The following is a 12757-nucleotide window of genomic DNA, read 5'->3' as shown; positions in this document are numbered from 1 at the left end:
AGTCTCCCATGGTGCCGGGACACCGGGGCCACGGCGTCGGGACCGGGAGGGAGGAGGGATTGGGAGCAGGCTCCCAGCCCCCGAGGGGTTCGGGGCCGTGCTCCCAGCGGGTTTCTCGTCCGCGGCTCCGAGGCGTCGGCCGCGCGCCGCTGATGTGCTGGACACGCGCCGGGACCGCCCGGCGCGGGGGGCCGCCCGGAACGTACGCGGTCTCGCGGCCCCCGTTCACCCGTACCTTCCCGGAGGCCTTCCGTGATCCGTGCCCTGACCGGATTCTCGACCCGCAGACCATGGCGGGTCATCGTCGTGTGGGCGGTGGTCGGCGTCTTCGTGGCGCTCGTGGGCCAGGCGCTCGTCTTCCGCGTGACGCACACCGACAGCGCCGGCTTCCTGCCCCCGGAGTACGACGCGGCCGCGGCGCTGCGGGTCGCCCGGGAGGAGTTCGGCGCGGAGCCCGACGCGGACGCGGTGACGGTGCTGGTGGCGCGACGCGACGGCAGGCCGCTGGAGGACGCGGACGAGGAGCGCGTACGGGACGTGGCGCGCGCGCTGAGCGCCGCCCGCGTGGAGATGCCGTGGACGGACGAGCAGATACCGGGGCTCTCCGAGGACTACTCGCAAGTTCCCCGCGTCACACCGGCGATGACCGCTCCCGACGGGTCGTTCGCCCTGCTCGGCGCGCGACTGCGGGGCAACTCCACCGACCCCGGCATGCACGCCCTGTACCGGGCCTTCCACGACCGTGCCGAGCAGGAGTTCGGCGAGGCCGGGCTGCGCACGGGGTTCACCGGGGGCCTGGCGGACGTGGTGGACCGCGCCGACGCGGAGAAGACCACGCAGACGGTGGTCGGTCTGCTGATGATCGGGCTGATCGTGCTGATCAACGTCCTGGTGTTCCGCAGTCCCCTGGCCGCGCTCGTCCCGCTGATCGCGGTGTCCGTGGTGGGCGGCGCCGCCACCGGCACGGTCGTGGGAGCGGCCCTCCTGACCGGTTTCGCGCTGGACCCGGGCACCCCGGGCATGATCGGCATCGTGCTGGTCGGCATCGGCGTCGACTACTTCCTCTTCCTGCTGTTCCGTTTCCGCGAGGAGCTGCGGCGACGTCCGGAGGAGCACCACCGCCTGGTGGCCGCGGACGTGGCCGGACGGGTGGGCATCGCGGTGACCTCGGCGGCACTGACGATCGTGGCGGCCTTCGCGACGCTCGGCGTGGCGACGTTCGGGCAGTTCCGGGTGCTCGGCCCCTCCGTGGCGGTGTCGGTGCTGGTGATGCTGGTGGCGAGCCTGACCCTGATGCCGGCGCTGCTGGCGGTGACCGGGCGGAGGATGTTCTGGCCGTCGCGGACCCTGGCGAAGGCCGAGCGGACCGGCCCGGCGGGCCGTACCGGCGAGCTGGTGGCGCGCCGCCCCCTGCTGGTGCTCGTGGCGTCGGTCGCCCTCCTCGGCTCCCTCGCGGTCGGCGCGGTGGGCGTCCGCATGGACTTCGGCACCGGCGGCACCCCGCACGACACGGCGGCCGCCGCGACGGCGCGGGAGATCGCCGGCGCCCTGCCGCCGGGGGTGTCCGACCCGACGACGGTGTACGTCACCGCCGGCGACGGGCGGACCCTGGACCCCGCCGGGCTGGGCGGCCTGCGCCGGGCGCTGTCCCAGGTGGAGGGCGTGGGCACGGTGGCGGCCCCCGTGCTCGACGCCGACCGCACCGCCGCCCGGCTGGACGCCTACCTGACGGTGGACGCCCGGTCGCAGCGCGCCCGGGACATCGTGGCGGGCCCGGTGCGTCAGACCGTACGGGAAGCGACGCCGGCCGGGCTGACCGCGCACGTGGGCGGCACGGCGGCCGTGTTCGCCGACGTGGCGACGGCGGTCGACCGGGACCTGCGGACGGTGTTCCCGGTGGCGGCGGCACTGATCGCGCTGATCCTGGTGGTGCTGCTGCGCAGCCTGGCGGCCCCGGTGGTGCTGATGCTCGCGGTCGGGCTGTGCTTCGCGGCGACGTTCGGCGCCTCCGCCCTGGTCTTCCAGCACGTCGGCGGCGAGCCGGGCGTGAACTTCGTCCTGCCGCTGGTGCTGTTCCTGTTCGTGGTGGCGCTGGGCACCGACTACAACATCCTCATCAGCGACCGCCTGCGTGAGGAGACGGCCCGCGGGGGCCCGGCCCGCGCCGCCGTGGCCCGCGCGGTACGGCACACGGCGCCGGCCATCGCCACGGCCGGCGTGGTCCTCGCCGCCTCCTTCGGCAGCCTCGCGGTGAACGCGGACCCCTCCACCCGCCAGCTGGGCTTCGCCACGGCCCTGGGCATCCTCCTGTCCGCCTTCGTCCTGTCGCTCCTGCTGGTCCCGGCGGCCGCGGCCCTGCTGGGCCGGGGGATGTGGTGGCCGGTGCGCGGGGGACGGGGCCGGCGGGAGGGGGCCTGACCCGCGGCCCGGCGACGCGCCGGGGCCCTTTGCCGCTCGGCGGGCGATCCGCGAGGCCCCGGCCCCGACCCCGGCGGGAGGGTGCCCCCGCTTCGGCACGGGGAGGACGGTCCGGGCGGCCGCCACGGACCTGCGCCGGCCCTCCCACCCGGTGCGGCCGGGAAGCGCTCCCGCGGCCGCTCCGGGGCTACCCGAGGAAGCTCAGCCGCACCTTCCGCTCCGGGTTGTCCTTGTTGGTGTCGACCAGGCACACCGACTGCCAGGTGCCGAGGGCCAGGCGGCCGGCGACGACCGGGAGGGTCGCGTGGGGCGGGACCAGGGCCGGGAGCACGTGGTCGCGGCCGTGGCCGGGGGAGCCGTGGCGGTGCTGCCAGCGGTCGTCGGCGGGGAGGAGGGTGTGCAAGGCGGCCAGCAGGTCGTCGTCGCTGCCGGAGCCCGTCTCCATGAGGGCGACGCCGGCCGTGGCGTGCGGGGTGAAGACGTTCAGCAGGCCGTCGCGGCCGGCCGCGACCTCGTCGAGGAAGGCGGCGCACGCCTCCGTCAGGTCGTGGACGGTCTCGCGGTGCCCGGTGGTGACGGACAGCGTACGGGTGGTGAATGCGTCGCTCATGCCTCCATGGTGCCCGCCCGGCGCCCCGGGAAGATCCCCCGCGCCCGAAGAGTTGGTGGAAGCGTGAACGATTTCGAGGCGCGGGACGTGGACGTGGTCGTCGTGGGCGCCGGGCAGGCCGGGCTGTCCGCGGCGTACCACCTGCGGCGCACCGGGTACGTGCCGGACCGGGACTTCGTCGTGCTGGACCACGCCCCGGGGCCGGGCGGCGCCTGGCAGTTCCGGTGGCCGTCGCTGACGTACGGCAAGGTGCACGGGATGCACGCGCTGCCCGGGATGGAGCTGACGGGGGCGGACGCGGGCCGTCCGTCCGCCGAGGTGATCGGCGGGTACTTCGCCCGGTACGAGGAGGCGTTCGACCTGCGGGTGCACCGGCCCGTCGACGTGACGGCGGTGCGGGACGGGGAGGGCGGGCGGTTGCGCGTCGAGACGTCCGAGGGGGTGTACGCGGCGCGGGCGCTGATCAACGCGACGGGCACCTGGGACAGGCCGTTCTGGCCGCGCTACCCGGGGCAGGGGACGTTCCGGGGACGGCAGTTGCACACGGCGGACTACCCGGGGCCCGAGCCGTTCGCCGGGCGGCGGGTGGTCGTGGTCGGCGGCGGGGCCTCCGGCACGCAGCACCTGATGGAGATCGCCGACGTGGCGGCCGCGACCACGTGGGTGACGCGGCGCGAGCCGGTGTACCGCGAGGGGACCTTCGGCGAGGCCGAGGGGCGGGCGGCGGTCGCGCTCGTGGAGGAGCGGGTGCGCCGGGGTCTGCCGCCGCGCAGCGTGGTGAGCGTGACGGGGCTGCCGCTGAACGACGCGGTCCGGGAGGCGCGGGCGCGCGGCGTCCTGGACCGGCTGCCGATGTTCGACCGGATCACCCCGACCGGCGTGGCCTGGGACCCGGACGCGGAAGGCGGGCGGGGGCGGACCGTGGACGCGGACGTGATCCTCTGGGCGACCGGCTTCCGGGCGGCGATCGACCACCTGGCGCCGCTGCGGCTGCGCGAGCCGGGCGGCGGCGTCCGGGTGGACGGCACCCGCGCGGTGCGCGACGGGCGGATCCACCTCGTCGGGTACGGGCCGTCCGCGTCGACCGTCGGCGCCAACCGGGCCGGGCGGGCCGCCGTCCGGGACGTGCGGCGGCTCCTGGAGCGGGAGCCGGTGGCGGCCTGAGCCCCGCCGGGCGTCAGGAGGGGGCGTTGCGGCGGTTCTCGTTGAACTCCTCGACGTTCCGCAGCTGCTCCTGGTAGTCGGCGGTGAAGCGGGTGTCGCCGGGTGCGACGGTGACGAAGTACAGCCAGTCGCCGGGCGGCGGGGCGATCGTGGCGTGCACGGCCTGCTCGCCGGGGTTGCCGATCGGCGTCGGCGGCAGTCCGGGGGTGGCGTAGGTGTTGTACGGGCTCTCGATGCGGGTGTCGGCGTGCGAGGTGTCGATGGTGGAGCGGTCGAGGGCGTAGTTGAGCGTCGAGTCCATCTGGAGGGACATCCCGCGAGCGAGCCGGTTGTGGATGACGCGGGCCACCTTGCCCATGTCGTCCGCCGTGTCGGCCTCGGCCTGCACGATGCTGGCGATGGTGATCGTCTCGTAGAGGTCGGCGTCGTTGCGCCGGGATCCCTGGGTGACCTTCGGCGTCCCGAACCGCTCCCCCGCCGTGGCGACCATGTACCGCAGCAGGCTCCGCGGCGTGGTCGTGTCGTCGATCGGGTACGTCGCCGGGAACAGGAAGCCCTCGGGGTTGCCTTCCGCGGCGGCCGGCAGGCCGAGCCTCGCGGTGGCGGCCTCGTCGCGGGTGGTGCCGGGCGGCAGGCCCAGGGCCTTGTCCACGGCTTCGTAGACCTGGCCGGCGCGCCAGCCCTCCGGGATGAGCAGCGTCCGGGTCGCCTGCGGCGGCTTCCGCGGCGCGGGGGCCTCCCGGACGAGGAGGAGCGGCACCAGGACGCCCACCGCGACGAGGGTGAGCACGCCGACGATCAGCACCACTCGGCCGCGGCGGGTCAGCCGCGGTTTCCCGTGCCTGCGGTGGGACGCCTTCGGGGACTCGTACCTCATGGGTGCACGGTAACCCGCATACACTCATGAATTACGCATATCGGATATACCGACACGCGTGGGGGGCGGGGAAAGGCGGGAGCGGGTGGGCGCCGGGACGCGCGGGCGCGCGGGGCTCCGGTGGCCGGCTCCCGTGCGGCGCGGGGCGCTCACGACGCGCGGGCGACGGGCCGCGGACCGCGGCCGCGGGGTCCGGCACCCGCACGGCGCACGAGGGGGAGCCGCTCGCGCACCTCGCCACCGGTCCGCTCACCGGCGCCCTTCGCCGCGCGCGCCCTCCCCCTCCGGTGCCGCCGCTCCCCCGTCCCACGGGAGCGGTGGCGCTTCGGCGTCCATCCGCGCGTCACCGTGGACCAGGGCCGCGTACCGGCCGCCCTTGGCGAGCAGCTCGGCGTGGGTGCCGCGCTCGATGATCCGGCCGGCGTCCAGGACGACGATCTGGTCGGCGTCGCGGATGGTGGAGAGCCGGTGGGCGATGGTGATGGTCGTCCGACCGGTGGACAGGTCGTCGATCGCCTGCTGGACGGCCTGCTCGGTCCGGGTGTCGAGGGCACTGGTCGCCTCGTCGAGGATGAGCACGGGCGGGTCGCGCAGGATGGTCCGGGCGAGGGCGAGGCGTTGCTTCTCACCGCCGGAGAAGCGGTAGCCGCGCTCGCCGACCAGCGTGTCGTACCCGTCGGGCAGCGAGGCGATGTGGTCGTGGATCTGGGCGGCCCTGGCGGCGGCCTCGACCTCGGCGTCGGTGGCGTCGGGCCGGGCGAAGCGGAGGTTGTCGGCGACCGAGGCGTGGAACAGGTACGTCTCCTGGGAGACGACGCCCACCGCGCGGGCGAGGCTGTCGAAGTCGAGGTCGCGGACGTCGACGCCGTCGAGCGTGACCCGGCCTCCGGTCACGTCGTAGAGGCGGGGCACCAGGTAGCTGAGCGTGGACTTGCCGGAGCCGGTGGCGCCGACGACGGCGAGGCTGCCGCCCGCCGGCACGGTGATGTCGATGCCGTCGAGCGTGGGGCCGCTCTTCTCGTCGTCCTTGTCGTAGTGGAAGTCGACGTCCTCGAACCGGACCTCGCCGCGGACCTTCTCCAGGCGCACGGGCCGCTCGGGCTCGGTGATGTCGACGGGCAGGTCGAGGTACTCGAAGATCCGCTGGAAGAGGGCGAGCGAGGTCTGGATCTGCACGCCCGTGGAGAGCAGGCCGACGGCGGGGCGGAACAGTCCCTGCTGGAGGGAGACGAAGGCGACGAGCGTGCCGATGGAGATCGCCGGCCCGCCCGCCTGGAGCGTGAGCCCGGCCGCCCAGTACAGCAGCGCGGGCATGGCGGCCATGACGATGCTGATCGACGCCATCCGCCACCGCCCGGCCATGGAGGCGCGGACCTCCAGGTCGACGAGGCGCTCGGACTCGTCGGCGAAGGACCGGGTCAGCGAGTCGGCGCGGCCCATGGTGCGCCCCAGCAGGATGCCGCTGACGGACAACGACTCGGTGACCGTCGCCGCCATGGCGGCCATCTGCTTCTGCCGCTGCGTGGTGATCGCCTTGCGCTCCCTGCCGACCCGGCGGCTGATCCACACGAAGACGGGCAGCAGCAGGAGCGACACGACCGTGAGCCGCCAGTCGAGCGCGAGCATCGCCACGACCGTCGCGACGACGGCCGTCAGGTTGGAGACGAGCGAGGTGGCCGTCGACGTCACCGTGGCCTGCATGCCGCCGATGTCGTTGGCGATGCGCGACTGGACCTCGCCCGTGCGCGTCCTGGTGAAGAAGGCGAGCGGCATGCGCTGGAGCTGCGCGTAGACCGCCGTGCGCAGGTCGTGCATGACACGCTGCCCGACCGTGGTGGAGATCAGCGTCTGCAGGACGCCGAAGACGCTGGTCACCACCGCGGTGAGGATCATGCCGAGCGCGAGCAGGCTGAGCAGCCCCGTGCGCCTCTGCGGGATGGCGGTGTCGAGGATCTCGCGCAGGAGGAACGGCGAGGCGACCCCGACCAGGGACGAGGCGCCGACGAGCAGGCCGACGAAGGCGAGCCGGCCACGGTAGGGGCGGAAGAGTCGCAGGATGCGGCCGATCTGCGCCGGAGGCTGGTCCGGATCGGGGGGTGGCGGAGTCCAGGTGGACTCGGCGTGGATACGCATGGGCTCCTTCCGGCCGGTCGGTCGCGCGCCCCGCGGAGGCGGGACGCGGCCCTGCGACGCAGAGCTTAGCTCATTGTTACCTCACTTCACAATGAGCGTGGTCCTGATACCCTTCCGATTATGAACGCACCCGACGCCGACGGCCTGCTCGCCGAGCAGCTGCTGCGGCTGACCCGCCGCCTCCGCCGCAGCCAGCAGCGGCAGCTGGAGGCCGCGGACGTCAGCATCACGCCCGCGCAGCTGCGGCTCCTGCGCACGGTCGCGCACTACGAGCGGCCGCCCCGCATGGCCGACCTCGCCGAACGGCTGGAGGTCGTCCCCCGGGCGGTGACCAGCCTCGTCGACGGGCTGGAGGCGGGCGGCCGGGTGCGCCGCGTCCCCGACCCGGCCAACCGCCGCGTCATCCGGATCGAGCTCACGGACGAGGGGCGCGCCACGCTGAGACTGCTGAGGAGCGCGCGCCGGGCCGCCGCGGAGGACATCCTGGCCCCGTTGACCGCCGAGCAGCGCGAGGTGCTCGGCGGGCTGCTGTCCGCTCTGGTCGACGGGATGCCGGAGCGGCGCTGCTGAGCCGCCGTGCGCCCTGCGCGCACCGTCGAGGGGACGTGACATGCCGCTGCCGGAGCCGAAGCCGGACCCCCTGCGCCCGGGCGATCCCGGGCGGACGCCCTCCCCCGACCGGCTGCCCGACCCGACGGCGCGCGGCACGCCGTCGGGACTGCGCGACGAGCTGGTCGCGGTGCTCGGCCCCCGCAAGGTGCTGTCGCGCGTCTCCGACCTGGTGCGCTACGCCTCCGACGCCAGCCCCTACCGGTTCGTGCCGCAGGTGGTGCTGGTGGCGGAGGACGTGGACGACGTCTCGGCGATCCTGTCGTACGCGCGCGGCAGGGGCCGCGAACTGGTCTTCCGCGCGGCCGGCACGAGCCTGAACGGGCAGGCCCAGGGCGAGGACGTCCTGGTGGACGTGCGGCGCCACTGGGAGGGCGTCGAGGTCCTCGACGGGGGTGCCCGCGTGCGCGTCCGGCCCGGTACGACCGTCGCCCGGGTGAACGCCGCGCTCGCGCCGTACGGGCGGGTCCTCGGCCCGGACCCGGCGAGCGCCGCGGCCTGCACGGTCGGCGGGGTCGTCGCCAACAACGCGTCGGGCATGACCGCCGGGACCACGCGCAACGCCTACCGGACCGTGGCGTCGCTGACGGTGGTCCTGCCGAGCGGCACCGTCGTCGACACGGGCGACCCGGCCGCCGACGAGGAGCTGGCCCGCGCGGAGCCCGAGCTGTGCGGGGCGCTGCTCGACCTGAAGGCGCGGATCGAGGCGGACGCGGAGCTGACGGCCCGGATCCGCGCCAAGCACCGGATCAAGAACACCAACGGCTACCGGCTGGACGCGTTCCTGGACGGGGCGACGCCCGCGGAGATCCTGCGCGGGCTGATGGTCGGCTCGCAGGGCACGCTCGGGTTCATCGCCGAGGTCGTCCTGGACACGCTGCCGCTGGACCGGGCGGTGTCGGCGGGACTGCTGTTCTTCCCGTCGCTGCGGGCGGCCGCGGCCGCCGTGCCCCGGTTCGCCGCGGCGGGGGCGCTCGCCGTCGAGCTGATGGACGGCAACACGCTGCGCGCCTGCGCCGCCGTGCCCGGCGTGCCCGCCGACTGGGCGGACCTGCCCCGCGCCTGCGCGGCGCTGCTGGTGGAGTTCCGGGCCCCGGACGCGGCGGCGCTGGAGGCCCAGGAGTGGGCGGCGGTGGAGGTGCTGGACGCGCTGGAGCCGATCGCGCCGGTCCCCTCGGTGACCAACGCCTTCACCCGCCGCCCGGGGACGATCGCCGGGTACTGGAAGGCCCGCAGGGCGTTCGTCACGGCCGTCGGGGGCTCCCGCCCGCCGGGGACGACCCTGGTCACGGAGGACTTCGCGGTGCCGCCCGCCCGGCTGGCCGAGGCGTGCGGCGCCCTGCTGGACCTCCAGGCGGAGCACGGCTTCACCGCGGCGGTGGCGGGGCACGCCGCCCACGGCAACCTCCACTTCCTGCTGGCGTTCGACCCGGCCTCCCCGGCGGACGTGGAACGGTACGCGGCGTTCATGGACGCCTTCTGCCGGATGACCGTCGAACGGTTCGACGGCTCGCTGAAGGCGGAGCACGCGACGGGACGCAACATCGCGCCGTTCCTGGAGCTGGAGTGGGGGCCGCGCGCCACGGAGCTGATGTGGCGCACGAAGCGGGCTCTCGACCCGGACGGCGTGCTGGCCCCGAGGGTCGTCCTGGACCGGGACCCGGGCGCCCACCTGCGGGGCCTGAAGACGGTCCCGGCGGTGGAGCCCCTGGTCGACGCGTGCATCGAGTGCGGCTTCTGCGAGCCGGTCTGCCCCAGCCGGGACCTGACGACGACGCCCCGCCAGCGGATCGTGCTGCGCCGCGAGATGGCCCGCCAGGGCCACGGCTCGCACGTGGAGGACGCGCTGGTGGCGGAGTACGGGTACGACGCGGTGGACACGTGCGCCGCCGACGGGTCCTGCGCGGCGGCCTGCCCGGTCGGCATCGACACGGGCGCGCTGGTGAAGCGGCTGCGGCACCTGCGGCACTCGCCGCGCGAGGAGCGGGCCGCGGCGCTGGCCGCGCGGAACTTCACGGCGGTGGAGGGCGCGGCCCGGTACGCGGTGGCCGCCGCGTACCGGGCGGGGCGGGTCGCGGGCGGCCGGCTGCCGCGGGCGGTGACAGGCGCGCTGCGCAGGGCCGTGCGCCCCGACCTGGTACCGGAGTGGCTGCCGGAACTGCCGGACGCGGCGCCCGCGCGGCTGCCCCGCACGACGCGGGCGGGGGCGTCCGCCGTGTACTACCCGGCCTGCGTCAACCGGGTGTTCGGCGGACCTGACGGCCGGGGCGGGCCGTCGCTCCCGGAGGCGGTCGTGGCGCTGTCGGCGCGCGCCGGGCGGCCGGTGTGGATCCCCGGCGACGTGCGCGGTACGTGCTGCGCGACGATCTGGACGTCCAAGGGGTACGAGGAGGGCGCCGCCGTGATGGCCCGGCGGATCGTCGAGGCAGCCTGGGGGTGGACCGGCGGCGGGCTGCTGCCGCTGGTCGTGGACGCCTCGTCGTGCGCGCTGGGGCTGGGCCGCGAGGTCGTGCCGCACCTGGACGGGCGGACGCGGGAGCTGCACGGCGGACTGACCGTGTACGACTCCCTGGTGTGGGCGGCCGACCACCTGCTGCCCGGGCTGACCGTGCGGCGGACGGCGCGCTCCGCCGTGGTCCACCCCACGTGCTCGATGGCGCACCTGGGCGTCGGCGGCCGGCTGGCCGCGCTCGCCGCCGCGTGCGCGGACGAGGTGGTCGTCCCGGCCGACGCGGGGTGCTGCGCCTTCGCGGGCGACCGGGGGCTACTGCACCGGGAGCTGACCGAGGCGGCGACGGCGCGCGAGGCGGCCGAGGTGCGGGGGCGCGGCTTCGACGCGTACCTGTCCGCGAACCGGACGTGCGAGATCGGGATGCAGCACGCCACGGGCCGCCCCTACCGGTCGGTGCTCCTGGAACTGGAGCGCGCCACGCGCCCGTGAGCCCCGGACGGCCGATCCTCCCCCTCGCGCACCCGCGGCCCGGCCGGCCGGGTCCCTCCCGGGATGCGCGAACCGGTCCGGGGCGGGCCCGGAGCGTCCCGCGGAGGGGTGGCCGACGGCACCGGCGGGCTCCCGCGCCCCTCCGGCGCCGGAGGGGCGCGGGGGCGCCGGGAGGACGACCGCGCGCGGACACGGGGCGCTTCCGTTCCTCCCGGCACCCCGCCGAAGGCGCCCCGGGGCGGGACGGGCCGGCGGGTCAGCAGCGCCTGCGGTCCTCCGTCACCGTGCCCTGCGCCGTGGCGAGGGTGCGGTCGTGACAGCCGGCGGAACCGTGGAGCCGGTACCGCTCGGTGGAGGTGCCCACCGCGTGGCGCCGGTCCCGGGGCACGCCGGTCGTGTACGTGGCGTCGCCCGCGTACGTGTCGTCGAGCCGCGACCAGGACAGCGTCCTGCCGCCGCGCGCGGAGACGGTGTGGACGCGGTCCCCGAGCGACAGCACCGTGCGGAGCCGGTCGCCCTCGCCGAGCGTCGTCTCGCCGTCCATCGTGTACGTGCGCCGGGTGCGGGTGGTCGTGCCCCCCGCGGTGACCGTCTCGTGGTCGGTCCAGGTGGCGTCGAGGGCGTCGGGGTTCTCGCCGTCGCCCCAGCGGTGGACGGAGGTGTGGGCGAGGGCGCGGGTGACGGTGGTGGTCACCCGGCCGTGGGAGGTGTCGACGTACCCGGCGACGGTCAGCCGGTGGGCGGCGGTCGTGTCGAGGCGGTGCGGGGAGCCGGGGGTGTGGAGGGACTCGCCGTCGGGGCCGCCGTCCTCGTGGCGGGTGAGGGCGCCGGTGACGACGGCGCGGCCCTCGTCCTGCCACAGCAGCAGGTTGGTGGGGGTGCTCCAGCCGGGCCGCCCGGCCGGGACGCCGGCGACGGAGACCTCGACGCGGTGCGGGCGGCCGTCGTTGAGGAGTCCGGCGAAGGGCGTCAGGTCGTAGACGACGGGGGCGGCGTCGAGGGCCCGGGGGCCGGGGATCACGTACCAGAGGAAGGGGTTGGACCAGCCGCCCGTCCAGACCGTCGGGAAGGGGGCCGCGATGCCGGCGGTCCGCCCGTCCACGCTGATGCGGACCTCGCGGTGGGGCCCGCCGTCGGCGGTGCAGGAGTAGGGCGCCCCGGTGGGGACGGTGAGGTACCAGTACTCCTCGCAGCCGCCGCCCGAGCCGGTGGCGTGGACCTCGGCGAGGATGCGCTCGGTGTTGCGCGGGGTCGTGAGCGTGCCGGCCGCCCCGAGGGGGACGACCCGGTCGGGGGTGGTGGCCGGGTCGGGTTCCGCCGCGCCGCGGGCGGCGTGGAAGGTGAGGGTGACGGTGACGTCGATGACGCCGGTGTGGGTGTCGTCCACGACGTTGCCGATGAGCATCTCGACCGGCTGCGGCCGGCGCAGCGTGTCGCCGTACCGGGTGACGTCCTTCTCCACCGACCAGGCGATGCCGTCGGGCGAGGGCTGCGGCGTGGAGGTGCGGAACACCTCGACGCCGCCGATGGCGAGGTGGCCGAGCCGGTCGTACTGGCGTCCCTCGACGCGGCCGTCGAGCCGGAGCACCACCGCGCTCCACCGGCTGCCGCAGCCGTCGGGTGGCGTGTAGGCGCCACGGTAGGGGGTGAAGTCGCGGAACTGCGCCCGGACGACGGTCACCTCGCAGGAGGGCACGCCCTCCGGCCGGCGCACGGGGGGCGCGGCGGTCACCGGGTCGTGCCAGTCGCTGCCGAACTCCGCGGGTACCTCGGCCCGTTCGGCCGTCGCGGCGGCCGGCGGCCCGCCGGACAGGACACCGGCGGCGAGCACCCCACAGATAATCGTGCTCATGACTCTGCGTCGTCTCATGGGGAGGGAGTGAAGCGCGGGGGCGGGCCCGGCGCCAGGGGCGGATCCGGGACACCGGCCTGTTCCGTGCGCCCCGCGGGAAAACCGATTGCCCCGGACGGGGCGGCGGGGCCAACCTGACACGTCTTCGCCTCG

8 protein-coding genes are annotated in these 12757 nt (G+C 75.7%); 4 read left to right on the top strand and 4 right to left on the bottom strand.

Going from position 1 to position 12757, the window contains the following annotated elements; all coding sequences use genetic code 11:
• Positions 1-252 precede the first annotated feature (252 nt).
• Entirely contained in the window at positions 253-2418 is a 2166-nt protein-coding gene (locus tag IE106_RS25825; RefSeq protein WP_189537623.1) for an MMPL family transporter, read from the top strand.
• A gap of 187 nt (positions 2419-2605) precedes the next feature.
• Here the strand turns inward: IE106_RS25825 and IE106_RS25820 are convergent, their stop codons facing one another.
• A complete protein-coding gene (locus IE106_RS25820) occupies positions 2606-3028 on the bottom strand; it encodes a secondary thiamine-phosphate synthase enzyme YjbQ (RefSeq protein WP_189537622.1) in 423 nt (140 codons plus the stop codon).
• A gap of 63 nt (positions 3029-3091) precedes the next feature.
• Between IE106_RS25820 and IE106_RS25815 the strand changes: the two genes are divergently transcribed.
• On the top strand, positions 3092-4192 hold the full coding sequence (locus IE106_RS25815) for an NAD(P)-binding domain-containing protein (RefSeq protein WP_189537621.1): 1101 nt from the start codon (positions 3092-3094) through the stop codon (positions 4190-4192).
• 13 nt (positions 4193-4205) lie between these two features.
• On the opposite strand, the gene mltG is transcribed toward IE106_RS25815, so the two are convergent.
• Both mltG and IE106_RS25805 read right to left on the bottom strand, forming a co-directional pair.
• Positions 4206-5069, bottom strand: coding sequence for an endolytic transglycosylase MltG (gene mltG, locus IE106_RS25810; RefSeq protein ID WP_189537620.1), 864 nt, complete (start codon positions 5067-5069; stop codon positions 4206-4208).
• A gap of 249 nt (positions 5070-5318) precedes the next feature.
• Complete coding sequence (locus IE106_RS25805) at positions 5319-7202, bottom strand: ABC transporter ATP-binding protein (RefSeq protein ID WP_189537619.1); 1884 nt, start codon at positions 7200-7202, stop codon at positions 5319-5321.
• 120 nt (positions 7203-7322) lie between these two features.
• On the opposite strand from IE106_RS25805, the gene IE106_RS25800 reads away from it, so the two are divergent.
• Positions 7323-7772 carry a MarR family winged helix-turn-helix transcriptional regulator gene (locus IE106_RS25800; protein ID WP_189537618.1) on the top strand — a complete coding sequence of 150 codons (450 nt, stop codon included), beginning with the start codon at positions 7323-7325 and terminating at the stop codon, positions 7770-7772.
• Positions 7773-7812: 40 nt separating this feature from the next.
• Entirely contained in the window at positions 7813-10752 is a 2940-nt protein-coding gene (locus IE106_RS25795) for an FAD-binding and (Fe-S)-binding domain-containing protein (protein ID WP_189537617.1), read from the top strand.
• A 256-nt stretch (positions 10753-11008) separates the two neighbouring features.
• On the opposite strand, the gene IE106_RS25790 is transcribed toward IE106_RS25795, so the two are convergent.
• The gene (locus tag IE106_RS25790) at positions 11009-12622 is read right to left on the bottom strand and encodes a peptide-N4-asparagine amidase (protein WP_189537616.1); all 1614 of its coding nucleotides are present in this window, start codon (positions 12620-12622) and stop codon (positions 11009-11011) included.
• Positions 12623-12757: the final 135 nt, after the last annotated feature.

This window comes from Streptomyces roseolilacinus, from assembly GCF_014649335.1.
Classification (GTDB): Bacteria; Actinomycetota; Actinomycetes; order Streptomycetales; family Streptomycetaceae; genus Streptomyces; species Streptomyces roseolilacinus.
The sequence above is the reverse complement of the archived record's forward strand: the minus strand, read 5'-3'. Positions and strand labels throughout refer to the sequence as shown.

Bases quoted from the DNA above. Each gene is read 5' to 3' on its own strand.
- IE106_RS25820 (WP_189537622.1), bottom strand. From the start codon at position 3,028: ATGAGCGACGCATTCACCACCCGTACGCTGTCCGTCACCACCGGGCAC.
- mltG (WP_189537620.1), bottom strand. From the start codon at position 5,069: ATGAGGTACGAGTCCCCGAAGGCGTCCCACCGCAGGCACGGGAAACCG.
- IE106_RS25805 (WP_189537619.1), bottom strand. From the start codon at position 7,202: ATGCGTATCCACGCCGAGTCCACCTGGACTCCGCCACCCCCCGATCCG.
- IE106_RS25800 (WP_189537618.1), top strand. From the start codon at position 7,323: ATGAACGCACCCGACGCCGACGGCCTGCTCGCCGAGCAGCTGCTGCGG.
- IE106_RS25795 (WP_189537617.1), top strand. From the start codon at position 7,813: ATGCCGCTGCCGGAGCCGAAGCCGGACCCCCTGCGCCCGGGCGATCCC.
- IE106_RS25790 (WP_189537616.1), bottom strand. From the start codon at position 12,622: ATGAGACGACGCAGAGTCATGAGCACGATTATCTGTGGGGTGCTCGCC.